Source organism: Actinomadura kijaniata (assembly GCF_014138665.1).
GTDB classification, from domain to species: Bacteria; Actinomycetota; Actinomycetes; order Streptosporangiales; family Streptosporangiaceae; genus Spirillospora; species Spirillospora kijaniata.
Map to the genome: position 1 here is coordinate 527186 of NZ_JACJIA010000005.1, position 16863 is coordinate 544048.

The 16863-nt window shown below is 74.8% G+C and carries 17 protein-coding genes; 14 read left to right on the top strand and 3 right to left on the bottom strand.

Translation table 11 applies throughout. The features are described from left to right. Positions 1-31 precede the first annotated feature (31 nt). Genes HNR61_RS22250 through HNR61_RS22270 form a run of 5 tightly spaced genes read left to right on the top strand, consistent with a single transcriptional unit; the run spans position 32 to position 4734 of the window. Entirely contained in the window at positions 32-727 is a 696-nt protein-coding gene (locus tag HNR61_RS22250; protein ID WP_182845081.1) for an SCO family protein, read from the top strand. Continuing rightward, a complete protein-coding gene (locus HNR61_RS22255) occupies positions 724-1914 on the top strand; it encodes a Dyp-type peroxidase (protein WP_182845082.1) in 1191 nt (396 codons plus the stop codon). Before HNR61_RS22250 ends, HNR61_RS22255 begins: the two co-directional genes overlap by 4 nt. Next, the gene (locus HNR61_RS22260) at positions 1911-2096 is read left to right on the top strand and encodes a hypothetical protein (protein WP_182845083.1); all 186 of its coding nucleotides are present in this window, start codon (positions 1911-1913) and stop codon (positions 2094-2096) included. The genes HNR61_RS22255 and HNR61_RS22260 overlap by 4 nt, the downstream gene beginning before the upstream one ends. Continuing rightward, complete coding sequence (locus HNR61_RS22265) at positions 2093-4285, top strand: heavy metal translocating P-type ATPase (RefSeq protein WP_246443265.1); 2193 nt, start codon at positions 2093-2095, stop codon at positions 4283-4285. The genes HNR61_RS22260 and HNR61_RS22265 overlap by 4 nt, the downstream gene beginning before the upstream one ends. Then, on the top strand, positions 4282-4734 hold the full coding sequence (locus HNR61_RS22270; RefSeq protein WP_182845084.1) for a copper chaperone PCu(A)C: 453 nt from the start codon (positions 4282-4284) through the stop codon (positions 4732-4734). The genes HNR61_RS22265 and HNR61_RS22270 overlap by 4 nt, the downstream gene beginning before the upstream one ends. Before the next feature lie 15 nt (positions 4735-4749). Here HNR61_RS22270 and HNR61_RS22275 read toward each other — a convergent pair whose 3' ends face one another. Both HNR61_RS22275 and HNR61_RS22280 read right to left on the bottom strand, forming a co-directional pair. After that, complete coding sequence (locus HNR61_RS22275; RefSeq protein ID WP_182845085.1) at positions 4750-5442, bottom strand: hypothetical protein; 693 nt, start codon at positions 5440-5442, stop codon at positions 4750-4752. 151 nt (positions 5443-5593) lie between these two features. Then, positions 5594-6859: a YncE family protein gene (locus HNR61_RS22280; protein ID WP_182845086.1), complete on the bottom strand. Its 1266-nt coding sequence runs from the start codon at positions 6857-6859 to the stop codon at positions 5594-5596. 169 nt (positions 6860-7028) lie between these two features. Here HNR61_RS22280 and HNR61_RS22285 point away from each other — a divergent pair, with 169 nt between their 5' ends. Both HNR61_RS22285 and HNR61_RS22290 read left to right on the top strand, forming a co-directional pair. Continuing rightward, complete coding sequence (locus HNR61_RS22285) at positions 7029-7724, top strand: TetR/AcrR family transcriptional regulator (RefSeq protein WP_182845087.1); 696 nt, start codon at positions 7029-7031, stop codon at positions 7722-7724. 28 nt (positions 7725-7752) lie between these two features. Continuing rightward, the gene (locus HNR61_RS22290) at positions 7753-9036 is read left to right on the top strand and encodes a cation:proton antiporter (RefSeq protein WP_182845088.1); all 1284 of its coding nucleotides are present in this window, start codon (positions 7753-7755) and stop codon (positions 9034-9036) included. Positions 9037-9066: 30 nt separating this feature from the next. Here HNR61_RS22290 and HNR61_RS22295 read toward each other — a convergent pair whose 3' ends face one another. After that, on the bottom strand, positions 9067-9459 hold the full coding sequence (locus HNR61_RS22295) for a hypothetical protein (RefSeq protein WP_182845089.1): 393 nt from the start codon (positions 9457-9459) through the stop codon (positions 9067-9069). 165 nt (positions 9460-9624) lie between these two features. Here HNR61_RS22295 and nirB point away from each other — a divergent pair, with 165 nt between their 5' ends. The 7 genes from nirB (at position 9625) to HNR61_RS22330 (ending at position 16819) form a co-directional block, all read left to right on the top strand. Then, entirely contained in the window at positions 9625-12153 is a 2529-nt protein-coding gene (gene nirB / locus HNR61_RS22300) for a nitrite reductase large subunit NirB (RefSeq protein WP_182845090.1), read from the top strand. Further along, positions 12150-12545 carry a nitrite reductase small subunit NirD gene (gene nirD, locus HNR61_RS22305; protein WP_084000337.1) on the top strand — a complete coding sequence of 132 codons (396 nt, stop codon included), beginning with the start codon at positions 12150-12152 and terminating at the stop codon, positions 12543-12545. Before nirB ends, nirD begins: the two co-directional genes overlap by 4 nt. Continuing rightward, the gene (locus HNR61_RS22310; RefSeq protein WP_182845091.1) at positions 12529-13773 is read left to right on the top strand and encodes a uroporphyrinogen-III synthase; all 1245 of its coding nucleotides are present in this window, start codon (positions 12529-12531) and stop codon (positions 13771-13773) included. Before nirD ends, HNR61_RS22310 begins: the two co-directional genes overlap by 17 nt. Beyond that, a complete protein-coding gene (locus HNR61_RS22315; protein WP_246443267.1) occupies positions 13766-14497 on the top strand; it encodes a sirohydrochlorin chelatase in 732 nt (243 codons plus the stop codon). Before HNR61_RS22310 ends, HNR61_RS22315 begins: the two co-directional genes overlap by 8 nt. A gap of 36 nt (positions 14498-14533) precedes the next feature. Then, entirely contained in the window at positions 14534-15085 is a 552-nt protein-coding gene (locus tag HNR61_RS22320) for a cysteine hydrolase family protein (RefSeq protein ID WP_182845092.1), read from the top strand. A gap of 120 nt (positions 15086-15205) precedes the next feature. Next, positions 15206-16105, top strand: a complete 900-nt coding sequence (locus HNR61_RS22325) for a LamG domain-containing protein (RefSeq protein WP_182845093.1) — start codon at positions 15206-15208, stop codon at positions 16103-16105. A 117-nt stretch (positions 16106-16222) separates the two neighbouring features. Beyond that, complete coding sequence (locus HNR61_RS22330) at positions 16223-16819, top strand: hypothetical protein (RefSeq protein ID WP_182845094.1); 597 nt, start codon at positions 16223-16225, stop codon at positions 16817-16819. The last annotated feature ends 44 nt before the right edge of the window (positions 16820-16863 follow it).

Sequence of the window (16863 nt, forward strand, 5' to 3'; positions counted from 1 at the left end):
CACCGACCTTCCGATCCCATCGAGGAGCACCATGTTCTTTCGGCATGCCCACAACCGCCATGCCCCTCCCGGACGGCGTTCGCGCCGGGCCCTGGTGCTGGGCCTGTTCCTGCCCGCCCTGCTGGCGGGCTGCGGGGACGGCGCCGAGCCGCCGGCGTCGGCCGGAACGACCGCCCCCGCGCCGGACGGCGTCCGCCGCATCGAGCTGCCCCGCCCGCTTCCCCAGCCGGACCTGACGCTGACCGGCGTCTCCGGGCGCCCCGTCAACCTCGCCGAGGCCACCAGGGGCAGGCTGGCCCTGGTCTTCTTCGGCTACACCAACTGCCCGGACGTGTGCCCGACCACGATGGCCGACGTCGCCGCCGCGCTGCGGCGGCTGACCCCCGGCCAGCGGGCCCGCGTCGCCGTGGTCTTCGTCTCCAGCGACCCGTGGCGCGACACGCCCAAGGCGGTGAAGAGCTGGCTCGCCTCGTTCGACCGGTCCTTCATCGGGATGACCGGCGACTTCGACCGGACCCGGGCCGCGGCCCGCACGCTCGGCATCGGGCTGGAACGCCCGCAGGTGCGCGAGGGCGGCTACGAGGTCACCCACGGCGGGCAGCTCGTGGTGTTCGGCACCGACCGCCGGGCTCGCGTGATCTACCCGTCCGGGGTGTCGGCGCGGGACCTGGCGGCCGACCTGCCCGGGCTGCTGGAGCGGGACGGCCGTCCGGGAGGCGCGTCGTGACCGGCGGGACCGGACGGCTGGGACGGCGCCGCCTGCTCGGCGCCGCCTCCCTGGCCGGCGGCGGCCTGGTGGCCGGGGCCGCCGGGGCGCAGGCGGTCGGGGCCACCCGTGCGGAGTCCGGGCGGTGGACCGGCCGGAGCATCCCCTTCGACGGCGAGCACCAGGCGGGCATCCTCGCCCCGCCCGCGGCGCACGGCCGGTTCACCGCGTTCGACCTGGAACCGAAGGCGGGCCGGGCCGAGGTGACCGCGCTGCTGAAGGCGTGGACGGACGCGGCGCGGCGGCTGACGGCCGGTGCCCCGGTGCCGGGCGACGCCCCCACCGGGTACGGCCCGGCCTCGCTGACCGTCACCGTGGGATTCGGGGCCTCGCTGCTGCGGCGGATCGGGGCGCCGGTGCCCGCCGAGCTGGAGCCGCTGCCCGCGTTCCCGCGCGACGCGATCGACCCGCGCCGCAGCGACGGCGACCTCGGCGTGCTGGTCACCGCCGACGACGCGTTCGTGGTCGCGCACGCGCTGCGCGTCCTGGCCGCCGCCGGTCGCGGGACCGCGCGGCCGCGCTGGCAGATGACCGGCTTCAGCACCGCCGACGGCACCGGCGCCACCCCGCGCAACCTCATGGGCCAGCCGGACGGCAGCGGCAACCCCCGGCCGGACGATCCGGGGTTCGGCCGGAAGGTCTTCGCGGCCGGTCCGGCGTGGATGCGCGGCGGCAGCTACCTGGTCTTCCGGCGGATCCGCATGCTGCTGGACGACTGGGAGCGGCTGCCCCGGCACCGGCGGGAGCAGATCATCGGCAGGCGCGCCGACACCGGCGCGCCGCTGTCGGGAGGCACCGAGTCCACGGCACCCGACCTGCGAAAACAGAACCCCGACGGGAGCCTCGCCATCGCCGCCAGCGCGCACGTCCGCCAGTCGTCGCCGCTGTCCAACTCCGGCGCGACCCTCCTGCGCAAGGGCCTGTCCTACTTCGACGGGTACCGCCCCGACGGCGCGCCCGACGCGGGGCTGCTGTTCATCGCGTTCCAGGCCGACCCCCGCGACGGGTTCACGCGCGTCCAGCAGCGGCTCGCCCGGGCCGACGACCTGAGCCGGTTCGTCCGGCACGAGTCCAGCGCGCTGTTCGCCGTCCCGCACGGCTGCCGGCCCGGCCGCTACCTGGGCCAGGACCTCATGGAGGGCCGATGAGGGCCGCCGCCGGGTTCGCGGCGCTGCTCGCCGCGTCCTTCGCCGTCGCGTTCGCCGCCGGAAGCCTCGCCGGGCCGGTCTCCCCGGGCATGCACCGCACCGAGCCCGGCACCCCGCCCGCCACCGGAACCACCGGACGGCCGGGCATGGGCGGCATGCCGATGGAGGGGGGACGGCCATGAGCGTCCGGACGACCCACCTGACCGTCGAGGGCATGACCTGCTCGGCGTGCGTGGCGCGGGTGGAGCGGCGGCTCGGCCGCCTCCAGGGCGTCACCGCCACGGTGAACCTCGTCACCGGCCGCGCCCGGATCGCCCACCCCGCCTCGGTCACCCTCGACGAGCTGCTCTCGGCGATCGAGAAGGCCGGGTACCGGGGACGGCCGGACGCGCCCGATCCCGAGCCCGAGCCGCCCGGCGGGCGGGACGACCCGGCGCGCGGCGACCGCGGCCGCGTGGCCGTCACGGCCCTCCTGGCCACCCCGGTCCTGGTGCTGTCGATGGTGCCCGCGCTCCAGTTCCGCAACTGGCAGTGGCTGAGCTTCGCCCTGGCCGCCCCGGTGGCGGTCTGGGGGGCGTGGCCGTTCCACACGCGGGCGGCGCGCGGGCTGCGGCACGGGACCGCCACCATGGACACCCTCGTCAGCCTCGGCGTGCTCACCGCGTTCGCGTGGTCGGTGTACGCGCTGTTCCTCGGCGGCGCGGGCGAGCCCGGGATGCGCATGCCGTTCGCCTGGACCGCCACCCCGGCGGAGGCCACCGCGCACCTGTACCTGGAGTCGGCCGCCGGGGTGACGCTGTTCGTGTCGGTCGGCCGTTTCCTGGAGGCGCGCGCCCGCCGCCGCACGGGGTCGGCGCTGGCCTCCCTGGAGGACCTGACCGCCAAGGAGGTCACCCTGGAGGACGGCACGCGGATACCGGCGCGGCGGCTCGCGCCCGGGCAGCGGTTCGTGGTCCGCCCCGGCGAGACCGTCGCCGCCGACGGCGTCGTGGTCGAGGGCGCCTCGGCGATCGACGGACGGCTGGTCACCGGGGAGGCCGTGCCGGCCGAGTGCGGCCCGGGCGACCGCGTGACCGCCGGGACCGGCAACGTCGGCGGCGTGCTGGTCGTCCGCGCCACCGCCGTCGGCGCCGACACCCGGCTCGCCCGGATCGGCGCGCTGCTGGAGGAGGCCCAGCTCGCCAAGGCGCGGGCGCAGCGCCGCGCCGACCGGATCGCCGGGGTCTTCGTCCCGGCGGTGCTGGTGGTCTCGGTGGTCTGCCTCGGCTTCTGGCTCGGCGCCGGGGCCGCCCCCGCGGCGGCGGTCACCACGGCCATCGCCGTCCTGGTCGTGGCGTGCCCGTGCGCGCTCGGGCTGGCGGTCCCGCTGGCGTTCCTGGCCGCCACCGGCGCCGGGGCGCGCGCCGGGGTGGTCATCGGCGGGCCCCGGGCGCTGGAACGGCTCGGCCGCGTCGACACCGTCGTGCTCGACAAGACCGGCACGCTCACCAGCGGCCGCATGACGCTGCTGGACCGCGCGGTCGTCGCGGGCGAGGACCCGGGCGAGGTTCTGCGGCTGGCCGCGGCGGTCGAGCGCGCCTCCGAGCACCCCATCGGCCGCGCCGTCGTGCGCGCGGCCCCCGCGCCGGCGCCGGAGGCGACCGGGTTCCGGGCGACCCCCGGGCACGGCGTGCGCGGACGGGTCGAGGGACGCGAGGTCGAGGTCGTCCGCTGCGACGACGCCGGGCCGCTGCCCGCGCCGCTGCGCGCCGCCGTCGCCCGCGCCGACGACCAGGGCCACACCGCCGTCGTCGTGCGCGTCGACGGCCGCCCGGTCGCCGTGCTGACGGTCGGCGACACCCTCCACCACGACGCGGCCGAGGCGGTCGGGCGGCTGCGGCGCGGCGGGCTGCGCCCGGTGATGGCCACCGGGGACCGCCCGGCGGCCGCCCGCGCCGTCGCCCGGCGTCTCGGCATCACCGACGTCCACGCCGGGATCGGCCCGGAGGGCAAGGCGGCGCTCGTCGCCGGGCTGCGGGAGCGGGGACACGCCGTCGCCGTCGTCGGCGACGGCGTCAACGACGCGCTCGCGCTCGCCCGCGCCGACCTCGGCGTCGCGGTCGCGGGCGGCACCGACGCCGCCGCCGCGGCCGCCGACGTCACGCTGGTGCGCCCCGGCGTCGCGGGCCTGGCCGACGCGATCGGCCTGGCCCGGCGCGCGCGGACGACGATCACGACGAACCTGGCGTGGGCGTTCGCCTACAACGCCGTCACGATCCCGGCGGCCGCGCTCGGACGGCTCAACCCCATGCTGGCGGCGGTCGCCATGTCGCTCAGCTCCCTGCTCGTCGCGGGCAACAGCCTGCGCCTGCTCCGCGAGGGGAGACGATGAGCACCGTACGCGCCTCGCTGGCGGCGGGAGGGGCCGCGCTGGCGCTGCTGACGGCCTGGACGGTCACCGGCCAGGCCGGCCGTCCCGCGCGCCCGCAGGTCACGGACGCGCGGGTGATGGCGCCCACCGCCGCGCGGACCGGCGCCTACTTCACCGTGCGCAACCGCGGCGACCAGCCCGACGAGCTGCTGGCCGTCCGCACCCCGGTCTCCGCCTCGGCCATGCTCTCCCGGCACGTCTACCGGGACGGGGCGGGGCGGATGGAGATGCTGGACCGGCTCGCCGTCCCGTCGCACACCGCCGTGCGCATGACCCCCGCCACCGTCAACGTCATGATCCAGCCGCGCGAACCCCTGCGGGCCGGCCGGACCGTGCCGTTCACGCTGGTCTTCCGGCACGGCGGCGAGGTCCGCGTCACCGCGGTCGTCACCCCGCCCGGCGGGGGCTGACCGGCCCTGGAGGGGTCAGGCGCCCGTCACACGCCGGTCGGCGGGATCGGCGGGCGAGCGCCGCCCCTCCTCCTGGGAGGCGGGGCGCTTCGGCCCGAAGAGGACACGCCAGAGGCCGATGGCCGTCATCAGCCCCAGGATGAGGAGGAGAGGGACGCCGGCCTCGCGGAAGCGGCCGCTGCCGGGGCTGTGCACGAACGTGCCCCGGTTGCCCGTACCGCCCTTGGGGGAGGAGACCCAGACCTTCTTGCCGATGGCGTGGACCTGCCGGTTGCCGTCGGCCATCTTCGCGCGCGGACTGGGCTTGTAGACCACCTCGCGCGTCCCTGACGGGCAGGCGACCCGGTACTCCTGCCTGAGCCAGAGCTCCCTCGTCGGCTTCAGCTCCGACACCCGGCACGACTCGACCTGGCTGGTCCGCGCCGGAGTGATCGACGGGAGCAGGACGAGGACGGGGAACGCCGCCCAGAGGGTGAGGATCACCAGGCCCGCCTTGTGGCCGCCACGGTAGTGGACCTTCAACCGGACCAGGCCGACGGCCACGCACACGAAGAACCCGAAGCCGGCCACGGCCACCGGCCACCGCCACCAGCCGGCGGTGTCCTCCGTCGCCAGCAGGACGAACAGGACGAGCGGGAACCCTATCCACCCGACCACCACCAACGACCAGCCCTTGCGTGCGGCGGTCCCATCCAGAGCCTCGGCCATCGACACATCCCTCCAGCGCCTCGGCAGGAACAGTGCCAGATCCCCCACATCCGCGAAAGCCGGACCCGGACATCCGCCCACCACGGGACGGGCCTTTCGTGGGACGTCCGGGCCGGAGGCGGGCGGGGGCGTCTCCGGCCCGGACGCGTCGTCAGCGGGTGGCCGGCCCGGTCCAGCCCGCCGGGACGTGGGCGAGGCGCACGCGCTGGGGGTGGTCGCCGACGGCGACCGAGGTGATCTTCTGGCCGGTCGCGAAGTCGATCGCGGTGACCCGGTCCGCGCCGCTCTCGGAGACGACGCAGGCGCGGCCGTCGCCGCTGACGGTGGCCCAGTAGGGCTTGGCCGCGGTGACCAGCGGGCCGTTGTCCAGGGTGGCGCGGTCGACGACGGTGGCGTAGTCGTCCATGGTCCCGGCGACGCACAGCTTGGTGCCCGAGGGGTTCATGGAGACGCCGTGGTGGCGGGAGTCGTTGACCCAGGTGGTGCGGTCCTCGCTGGTGCCGGGGTTCTTCGGCAGGGTCTTCACGCGGGTGATCCTGTCGGCGGCGACGTCGTACTCGTAGAAGCCGTTGAAGAACGACACCTGGAAGTACAGCTTCGACTCGTCGGGGGTGAAGGCGACCGGGCGGACCGCGTCGGAGGCCTCGCGGTGGCCGAAGGCGTCCAGCCGCTGCCGCATGTCGATGACCTTGACCTGCCTGAAGGTGGCGGCGTCGACGACGGTGATGCGGCGGTCGCCCTTGGTCCAGTCCAGCCAGGGGGCGTCCAGGTCGGTGTTGACCTCGCCGATGGACATGTTCCAGATGTGGCCGTCGCGGGTGAAGACGTTCTCGTGCGGCTTGGCGCCGGTGGCGAACGAGCCGACCTGCTGCCCGGTGCGGATGTCCAGCACGTGGACGGTGTTGGAGGTCGAGGCCGACACCGCCACGCGGGTGCCGTCGGGCGAGACCGCCATGTGGTCGGCGCGGTGGCCCGACACCGGGAAACGCCAGTTGACCCGCCCGGTGGTGACGTCGATGGAGACCACGTCGGCGAAGCTGGGACGCGAGACGACCATGGCGCGGCCGTCGGGGGTGGAGTACATGTCGTCGACGAACTGGTCGTGCCCCTCGCCGACGGTCTCCCGGATGCCCAGGAAGTAGGCCAGTCGGACGGGGTTGGCGTAGATCTCGCGCAGCCGCGCGTCCTTGTCGGGGACGACGTTGACGCGGCCGATGCGGGCGAAGTCGCCCCGCGACCTGATGACGTCGGCGGTGCCCTCCCAGTTGTTGCCGACGAACATCACCTCCTGCAACTGCGGCGCGCTGCGGGCCGTGGCGGGGGCCGCGGTGGCGGGCGCGGCCGTGCCGACCACCGAGGCGGCGACGGCGGCGCACAGCAGGGTCCTGCGGAGCCGGGCGAGGGTGGGGGATCTCATGTCCGTCCTCCAGTGGGGGGAGTGCACAGTTTGAAAACGCGGATATTCAGACTGCGGTTACTGGATGGTAGGCAAGGGTGATCCGCGCCACAAGGGCCCGTGCGGGAAAATCGTCGCGTCGCGCACGGAGGGCCACGGAGGGCCACGGAGGGCACGGTCAGGGGGCACGGTGTCGGGCAGGATCACACCACCGGAGGGCCGGTACGGCGGCCGGTCGGCGGCCGAGCGCCGGGCCGAGCGCCGGGAACGGCTGATGGCGGCGGGGCTGGAGCTGTTCGGGGCGGGGCCCGGCTACCGCGCCACCAGGGTCAGCGACGTCAGCCGGGCCGCGGGCCTGTCGACCCGCCAGTTCTACGAGGAGTTCCAGACCCTGGAGGACCTGCTCGCCGAACTCCACCTGCGGGTCAACGACGTCGCCGAGCGGGCGGTGCTGGCGGCGCTGCCCGAGGCCGAGGGGATGGAACCGGTGGAGCGCTGCACCCACCTGTTCCGCGCCTACGCCGCCGGGGCGACCGGCGACCCCCGCCACACCCGGATCGCCTTCGTCGAGATCATCGGGGTGAGCCCGCGCCTGGACCGCCAGCGCCTCACCCGCCGGGCCCGCTGGGTCGACTTCCTGTGCGGCCAGCTCGACGACGCCGCCGACCGCGGCGAGATCGAGCGCCGCGACTTCCGCGTCACCGCCGCCGCGTTCATCGGCTCGGTCAACGGCCTCATGCACGACTGGGCCGTCGGCTGGGTGGACGCGACCCTGGCGGAGGTCGTGGAGGAGCTGCTCCAGATGCTCCTGGGCCGCCTCCAGATGATCGTGCCGGACGGCGCCACCGCCGCCGAATTTCGTGAGAAACCCGACATCAAAGATTGATCGGGGACGAGATGGGCAGCGGGAGGGCGTGGGGGAAACCGATCTTGTCTTCGTGGTCGCGGGCGCGGCGGCGCTGCTGGCGGCGGCGCTGCCCGGGCTGATCGCCCGCCTTCCGGTCTCGCTGCCGGTGCTGTTCCTGGCGAGCGGCGTGGTGCTGTACCTGCTGCCGTTGCCGCTGCCCTCGCCCGACCCGGTGGAGCAGCGGGCGGCCACCGAGCACCTCACCGAACTGTGCCTGATCGTCTCGCTGATGGGGGCGGGGCTGGCCCTGAACCGCCCGTTCGGCCGCCGCGGCTGGTCGTCCACCGCCCGGCTGCTGGTGGTGGTGCTGCCGGTGACGACGCTGGCGATGGCCGGGGCGGCGCAGTGGATGCTGGGCTGGCCGCTGGCGGCGGCGCTGCTGCTGGGCGCGGTGCTCGCGCCCACCGACCCGGTGCTGGCCTCCGACGTGCAGGTCGGCGAACCCGTCGGGCCCGACGACGAGTACGACGACGAGGAGCACGACGACGACGAGGTCCGCTTCAGCCTCACCTCGGAGGCGGGGCTGAACGACGGGCTGGCGTTCCCGCTGGTGCTGCTGGCGGTCGCCCTGGCCGGCGCGGGCGGCCGGCCGGGGGAGTGGCTGGGGACGTGGCTGGCGGTGGACCTGCTCTACAAGTGCGCCGCCGGGCTGGTCGTCGGGCTGCTGGTGGGATGGCTGCTGGGGCGGATGTTCTTCCGCGCGCAGCGGACCTCGCTGCGGCTGGCCGAGCGCAACGAGGGGTTCGTGGCGCTGGCCGCCACCCTGCTGGCCTACGGCGTCGCCGAGGCCGCGGGCGGCTACGGCTTCATCGCGGTGTTCACCACGGCCTGCGCGATCCGCGCGGCGGAACGGACCCACGGCTACCACGGCGTCCTGCACGGCTTCATCGAGCAGATCGAACGCCTGCTCACGGCCTGGCTCCTGCTGCTGCTCGGCGGTTACGTCGCCACCGGCGGCCTGGCCGATCTCACCTGGCAGGGGGCGGCGCTGGGGCTGCTGTTGCTGCTGGTCGTCCGGCCGCTGGTCGGCTGGCTGTCGCTGCACCGGGGCCTGGCCGGGCCGCGCGAGCGGCGGACCATCGCGTTCTTCGGCGTGCGCGGCATCGGCTCGCTGTTCTACCTGGCCTACGCCCTCGGTCACGCCGACTTCGGCGTCTCCGCGCGGTCGCTGTGGGCGGTGGTGACCTTCACCGTCCTGGTCTCGGTCTGCCTGCACGGCCTCACCTCCACCCCCGTGCTGGCCTGGCTGGACCACCTGCGGAAGGTTCGCGCGACCGCTCCCGGACGGTGACGGCCCCGCGCGGGGGCGTCCGCGCGGGGATCACAGGCGGCGTTCGACCAGGAGCGCGATCCGCCGGATCGCGCCGGGGGAGTGCTGGGCCGTCACCCGGACGATGACGCGCCCCGAGCGGATCAGGGCGGTGTCGAAGACGTCCTCCAGGTGAAGACCGCGCACGATGCGCAGCGTCGGGGAGACCGGCCGAGGGGTCGCGCCCTCTTTGTACAGGGAGTCGACTTCGCCGAGATAGACGCGCTCCGCTTCCTCGGAGTCCCGGGCGACCCACTCGACCGTGACGAGGACGGGCGTGCCGTCGCGCAGGGTGAAACCGCAGGCGGTCGGGCGCGGGGCGCGGCGGCCGTTGAGGACCCCCCGGACGGGGACGGCGGCGGCCACCTGGTCGCGGGACAGCAGCCCGCACGCCGGCAACCTCAACGGCGCGATCCTCCCGGTCGACAACGGCTGGTCAGCCGTCTGACCCGCCCGACTTCGGGCGCGTCCCGGAGTGAGCCCCTTTTAACACGGCGGTGACAGAGGGGACGCAACCGCGAAACGGCCCCTTCCGAGGATCGGCGCATGAACCTCGGAGGGGACGTACGGATGAAGGTGGTCGTTGTCGGTCACGGTCCGACCGGACATCGCCTGGTCGAGGCGCTGCGCGCCCGGGACGACACCGGCTCCTGCCGGATCACGGTGATCGGCGAGGAGACCAGGTCCGCCTACGACCGGGTGGCGCTGACCTCCTACCTGACCGAGGACGCCGATCTGGCCTACCCCGCGCACGACGGGGAGGTGGAGCTGCTCACCGGCGACCCGGCCGTGGAGATCGACCGCGCGGCCCGGGTGGTCCGCACCGGAAGCGGCCGGGAGGTCGCCTACGACGCGCTGGTGCTGGCGACCGGCTCCGCGCCGTTCGTGCCGCCGGTCGAGGGCCGCGACCTGCCCGGGGTGTTCGTCTACCGGACGATCGACGACCTGGAGTCCCTCCGCCGCCACTGCGCCGGCCTGGCGGCGTCGCGGCCGGGAGCCGGCGGCGTCGTGGTCGGCGGGGGCCTGCTCGGCCTGGAGGCCGCCCGCGCCCTCCAGGACCTCGGCGTCGACACCCACGTGGTGGAGGTCGCGCCCTGGCTGATGCCGCGCCAGCTCGACGAGGGCGGCGGCGCGATGCTGCGCCGCCACATCGAGGCCCTCGGGATGCGGGTGCACGCCGGGACCCCGATGGCGGGCCTGGAGGCGGGCGGGGACGGCGCGGTCGCGCGGGTCGCGCTGGCCGACGGCTCGGCGATCGACGCCGGGGTCGTGGTCTTCTCGGCCGGGATCCGGCCCCGCGACGAGCTGGCGCGCGCCTGCGGCCTGCCGGTGGGGGAGCGCGGCGGGATCGTCGTGGACGACGCCTGCCGCACCGCCGACCCGGCGATCTGGGCGGTCGGGGAGTGCGCGCTGGTCGACGGGCAGGTCTACGGGCTGGTCGCACCCTGCTTCAGCATGGCCGAGGTGGTCGCCGACCACCTGCTGGCCACGGCGGGGGGAGCCGGCAGCGGCGCCCGCTTCGAGGGCGCCGACCTGTCGACCAAGCTGAAGCTGATGGGCGTGGACGTGGCCAGCTTCGGCGACCCGTTCGCCGGTCCCGAGCAGGGCGCGCTGGACATCACCTACACCGACCCGGTCGCCGGGGTCTACAAGAAGCTGGTGGTCAGCGACGACGCCCGCACGCTGGTGGGCGGCGTGCTGGTCGGCGACGCGTCGGCGTACCCGACGCTGCGCGCCTACGTCGGCGCCGAGCTGCCCGGCAGCCCGGAGCAGGCGCTGTTCGGCGGCACCGAGGCGGCCGGCGGGGACCTGCCGGGCGCGACGGTGATCTGCTCGTGCAACAACGTGTCCGCCGAGACGATCCGCTGCGCGATCCGCGACGACGGGCTGCGGGACCTGGCGGAGGTGAAGGGCTGCACCCGGGCCGGGAGCACGTGCGGCAGCTGCGTGCCGCTGGTGAAGAAGCTGCTGGACGCGGAGCTGACGGCGGCCGGGATCGAGGTCAGCCGCGCGCTGTGCGAGCACTTCGACCACAGCCGGGCCGAGCTGTTCGACATCGTGCGGGTGCGGGGGATCACCTCGTTCACGCGGCTCATCGAGGAGCACGGGCGCGGGCGCGGCTGCGACATCTGCAAGCCGGTGGTGGCGTCGATCCTGGCGAGCCTCGGCAACGGCCACATCCTGGACGGCGAGCAGGCCGCGCTGCAGGACACCAACGACCACTTCCTGGCCAACATGCAGAAGAACGGCACCTACTCGGTGGTGCCGCGGATCCCCGGCGGGGAGATCACCCCGGACAAGCTGATCGTGATCGGCGAGGTCGCCCGCGACTTCGGTCTCTACACCAAGATCACCGGCGGGCAGCGGATCGACCTGTTCGGGGCGCGGGTGGAGCAGCTGCCGGAGATCTGGCGGCGGCTGGTGGAGGCGGGGTTCGAGTCCGGGCACGCCTACGGCAAGTCGCTGCGGACGGTGAAGTCGTGCGTGGGCTCCACCTGGTGCCGGTACGGCGTGCAGGACTCGGTGGCGATGGCGATCCGGCTGGAGCTGCGGTACCGGGGGCTGCGCGCCCCCCACAAGCTCAAGTCGGCGGTGTCGGGGTGCGCCCGCGAGTGCGCCGAGGCGCAGAGCAAGGACTTCGGCGTCATCGCCACCGAGAAGGGCTGGAACCTGTACCTGGCCGGCAACGGCGGGATGCGCCCCCGGCACGCCGACCTGTTCGCCTCCGACCTGGACGACGAGACGCTGATCCGGTACATCGACCGGTTCCTGATGTTCTACATCCGCACCGCCGACCGCCTCCAGCGCACCGCCTCGTGGCTGGAGTCGCTGGAGGGCGGGATCGACTACCTGCGCGAGGTGATCGTCGATGACCGGCTGGGCCTGTGCGCCGAGCTGGACGCGGCGATGGACCGCCACGTGGACGGTTACGCCGACGAGTGGCGCGCCACCCTGGAGGACCCCGACAAGCTGCGGCGGTTCGTGTCGTTCGTGAACGCGCCCGACACCCCCGACCCGAGCATCGCCTTCACCCCCGAACGCGAGCAGATCAAGCCGGTCCTGGTCGCCGGCCCCCGCCTGGAGGTCACCACCCGATGACGACCCAGATGACGACCCCGACCCTCGACCAGCGCCCGGCCGGGACCGCGCCGGTCTGGCGGGACGTGTGCCACTACACCGACCTGATCCCCGAACGCGGCGCGTGCGCGCTGGTGGCGGGCGTGCAGGTGGCGGTGTTCCGCACCTTCGAGGGGGACCTGTACGCGCTGGGCAACCTGGACCCCTTCAGCGGCGCCCAGGTCATCTCGCGCGGGATCCTGGGCACGCGCGGGGGCGCGCCGACCGTGGCCTCGCCGATGTACAAGCAGGTGTTCGACCTGCGCACCGGGGTGTGCCTGGACGATCCCGGGGTGGCGCTGCCGACGTTCCCGATCCGCCGGACGGCGGAGGACCGCGTGGAGGTGGCGCTCCCCGATGAGCACCGACCGTGAGCTCAGCACCGACCGTGAGCTCAGCACCGACCGCGAGCAGGGCCCGGACCGGGAGCCGCTGGCCGGGTTCGCCGTCGGGGTGACCGCGGCCCGGCGGCACGAGGAGCTGGCGATGCTGCTGGAGCGGCGGGGCGCGCGGGTGGTGCACGCCCCCGCGATCCGGCTGATCCCGCTGTCGGACGACGTGGAGCTGCTGAACGCCACGCGCGAGTGCCTGTCGGGCCCGCTGGACTTCCTGGTGGTGACGACCGGGATCGGGTTCCGGGCGTGGCTGGAGGCGGCCGACGGCTGGGGCCTGCACGACGATCTGGCCGAGGCGCTGGCCGGGGTGCGGATCCTGGCGCGCGGCCCCAAGGCGCGCGGCGCGATCCGGCAGGCGGGCATGCAGGAGCACTGGTCGCCGGGGTCGGAGAGCTGCGCGGAGGTGCTCAAGCACCTGCTGGAGGAGGACCTGAGCGGGACGCGCATCGCCGTGCAGCTGTACGGCGAGCAGCTTCCCGAGTTCAGCGGGGCGCTGCGGGCGGCGGGGGCCGAGGTCGTGGAGATCCCGGTGTACCGGTGGGCGCGGACCGACGACCCGACGCCGCTGCGGCGGCTGGTCGGGCAGGCGGTGGCGGGCACGGTGGACGCGATCGCGTTCACCAGCGCCCCGGCGGTGTCGGCGACGCTGGCGGTGGCGGCCGAGGACGGGCTGGAGGAGGCGTTCCTCCAGGCGCTGCGGACGCACGTGGTGGCGGCGTGCGTGGGGCCGGTGACGGCGCAGCCGCTGACCGAGCGCGACGTGCCGACCGTCCAGCCGGAACGCGCCCGGATCGGCGCGCTGGTCCGGGCGCTGTCGTCGGACCTGCCGCGCCGCCGGGCCCGCCGGATCGAGGTGCGCGGGTCGTCGCTGGAGCTGCGCGGGCACGCGGTGGTGCTGGACGGCCAGCTGCGGCCGATCGCGCCCGCGCCGATGGCGATCCTGCGGGCGCTGGCGCGCCGCCCCGGGCACGTGGTGTCGCGGGCCGAGCTGTGCGGGGTGCTGCCCAGCCGGATGGTGGGCGGGGGCGGCGCGTGGTCGCGGGACGCGCGTCCGCAGGCCGACGAGCACGCGGTGGAGATGGCGGTGGCGCGGCTGCGCCGGGGGCTGGGGCGTTCGGGGATCGTGGAGACGGTCGTCAAGCGGGGCTACCGGCTGGCGTGCGACCCGCGCGCCGTCGAGCCGTTGCGGGCGGACGCCCATGGCTGAGCTCACGAGCGGGCCCATGCGCGGGGGGTACGCGCCGACGCTGGTGGCGGTGGCCCACGGCACCCGCCGCCCCGGGGGACCGGAGACGGTCCGGGCGCTGCTGGAGCGGGTGCGGCGGCTGCGCCCCTGGCTGAACGTGGTCGAGGCCTACGCCGAGATCTCCGAGCCGGTCCTGGAGGAGGCGGTCGCGGGCCTCGACGGCCCGGTCGTCGCGGTGCCGCTGCTGCTGGCGCGGGGATACCACGCGCTGGTCGACATCCCGGGCCGCCTGGAGCGCGTGCACCCGCACGCGGTCACCGCGCGCCCGCTGGGGCCGCACGCCCTGCTCACCGCGACGCTGGCCGACCACCTGGGGCCGTTGCGGAGTTCGGACGCGGTGGTGCTGGGCGCGGCGGGCTCCTCGGACCCGGCCGGCGTGGCGGACGTCCGCACGGCGGCGCGGCTGCTGGCCCGGCGCCTGCGGCGGCCCGTCCCGTACGGGTTCGTGGCGGCGGAGGGCCCGCGGCTGGCCGAGGTGGTCGCCGAGCGCCGCCGCCGGGGCGCGCCCCGGGTGAAGGTGGCCTCCTACCTGCTGGCCCCCGGCCTGTTCCACGAGCGGATGCTGGAGGCGGGGGCCGACGCGGTGACGCCGCCGCTGGGCGCGCACGACGCGCTGGCCCGGCTGGTCCTGCGCCGTTTCGACGAGGCCTGGCTGCGCCACGCCGCCGCGATCCCGGCCGCCTGACGGTAGCCGCCCGCCGATGGCGGGGAGATACCCGTCATGGGGGATGCCGTCCTGGTCGTCATCGACATGCAGCGCGGCTTCGTCAACGCCGCGACGGCGCCGGTCGTTCCCACGGTCGTGGACCTGGTCGCGCGCTGGCGGGAGGCGGGCGGGGACGTGGTCCTCACCCGCTACGTCAACCGTCCGGGCTCGCCCTACGTCCGTCTGCTGCGCTGGTCCCGGTTCATGGGGCCGCCGGAGACCGACCTCGTCGACGGGCTGCGCCCGTACGCCGGGGGCGTCCCGGTCATCGACAAGACGAGCTACAGCCTGTTCGCGGCGCCGGCGGGCGCGGACCTGTTCTCCGCGCGCGGCTGGCGCGACGTCTACCTGTGCGGCATCGCGACCAACGCCTGCGTCCTGGCGACGGCGGTGGGCGCGTTCGAACGGGGCCTGACGCCGCACCTGGTCGAGGACGCCTGCGCCAGCCACCACGGCCCCGAGGCCCACGCGGCGGGCCTGCTGCTGCTCCGCCACTTCATCGGCGCGGAGCAGATGACGACCACCGCGGCCCTCGACCCGGGCCGGGAGGCCGGGAACGGCCCGTGACCCGGGACGCCCCGGCCGTGTGGATCATGGACTGCCGCGCCGGGCAAGAGAGGCAGCCGGAACCGGCCAAGATCATTTCGCGGCTTGTGGCGCGGCGGCCCGCCGTGCGTTCCTCTTCACATGATCGTTTTCTCCCGGCGGCAGGCGCTCGGCCTCCTGGGCGGCGCCGCCCTCGTCCCCCTCACCCCGCGTCCCGCCTCCGCCGCGGAGACCTGGGAGACCGTCCTGCCCGCCGCCTCCTTCGGCAGCTACACGGCGTTCCACGCCAGGTGGAACTACCTGTACCCCTGGGGCGACCAGCACAACGGCGCGGCCAGGATGTACGGGAGCCCCACCGACCACAGCCAGGTCTCCCTGTCGGGCGGAGTGCTCACCCTGACGGCCAACCGGCTCTCCCAGCCGGACGGGAAGAGCACCAGCCACCCCCACGCGCCGCTGTGGTACCGCTCCGGGGCCGTGCACGCCAGGGACCTCATCGTCGTCAACGACCGGTTCCCCGCCTACGAGATCAGGGGCGAGTTCCAGGCCCCGACCGCGCGCGGCTGCTGGCCCGCGTTCTGGCTCACCGGGGCCGACCAGGTCTGGCCGCCCGAGACCGACGTGCTGGAGTACGTCGGCAAACCCGTCAACCTGTTCAACACCTGGTCCGACCACGACGGCAGGCCCGACACCGCGGAGGTCGTGGAGCGCACCCCGGTCGACATGCCCGCGCTGGGGAAGGACCCCGGCACCTGGCACACCTACCGCGTCTACATCCAGAAGCTCGACGCCACCGACGTCGCCGTGAACTACCACCTCGACGGGGACTTCTACGGGAACCCCGGCTACCACCGCGGCCGCAACTGGGTCGGCGTCCCCATGAACCTCATCATCAACCTGCAGATGGGCTCCTACGCCTCCTTCGAGCAGGACGAGCCCTGGCTGAACGACCCCCAGCAGTGGGCGCAGCAGCCCGGCCCCACCGGCCCGGTGTCGTTGCGGGCGCGCAACGTCACCATCAGCCGCACCCGCGTGTCCTAGGGCGCGCCTGCCGCGGGGGCCTCGGAGGACGAGGCGGTCGACGCGCCGGGCGCGGACTCGTTAGAGTCCCGCTCCTGGGTGATCATCGTGACCCTGTCGACCGCGCGGGAGCCTTGGATGACGTTTCGGCAGCACATGGGGCAGGCCGTCGGCCGCGCCCTGGCGGAGTTCCCGGCCGGGGCCGTGCCGGACATCTACGCCATCACCTTCCGAATCGACTGTGTCGACCAGGACGCCCGGTTCCCCTACCTGGCGATCGGTTACAACACCGAGTCCGAGGTCGCGCGGGTGCTGGAAGAGGCGGGACCGCTGGACGCGTGGGAGGCCCGCTGGAGCTACGCCTACTTCGCGCCGTCCGGGCTTGAGGGGATCCGCGTCGCGGGACACGACCCCGAACACGACCCGGTCGGTTCCGGGCTGCACCGCGAGGAGTCGCTGGCACAGGGCCTGTGGTACGAGGACGAGGACGAGATCTCCGAGCAGGACCGCGACGAGCGCGACGAACGGCTTGAGGAGCAGTTCCACGCGCTGTGCGTCGACCTGGCACGGGACCTCCACGCCGACGGGCGGATCGTCGAGACCCTGGGACGCCCCCTGCCCGTGATCTTGTATGACATGTTCAACCCCGACGAGATGTTCACCCTCACCAAGGCCGCCAACCCGGCGGCGCTGGTCGCGGACTTCCTGTCGGCGTGTCCGGAGGAGGACGGCTGAGCGGCCGGCACAGCGCGTTCGGCGATGCGACCGGAACACCGCCG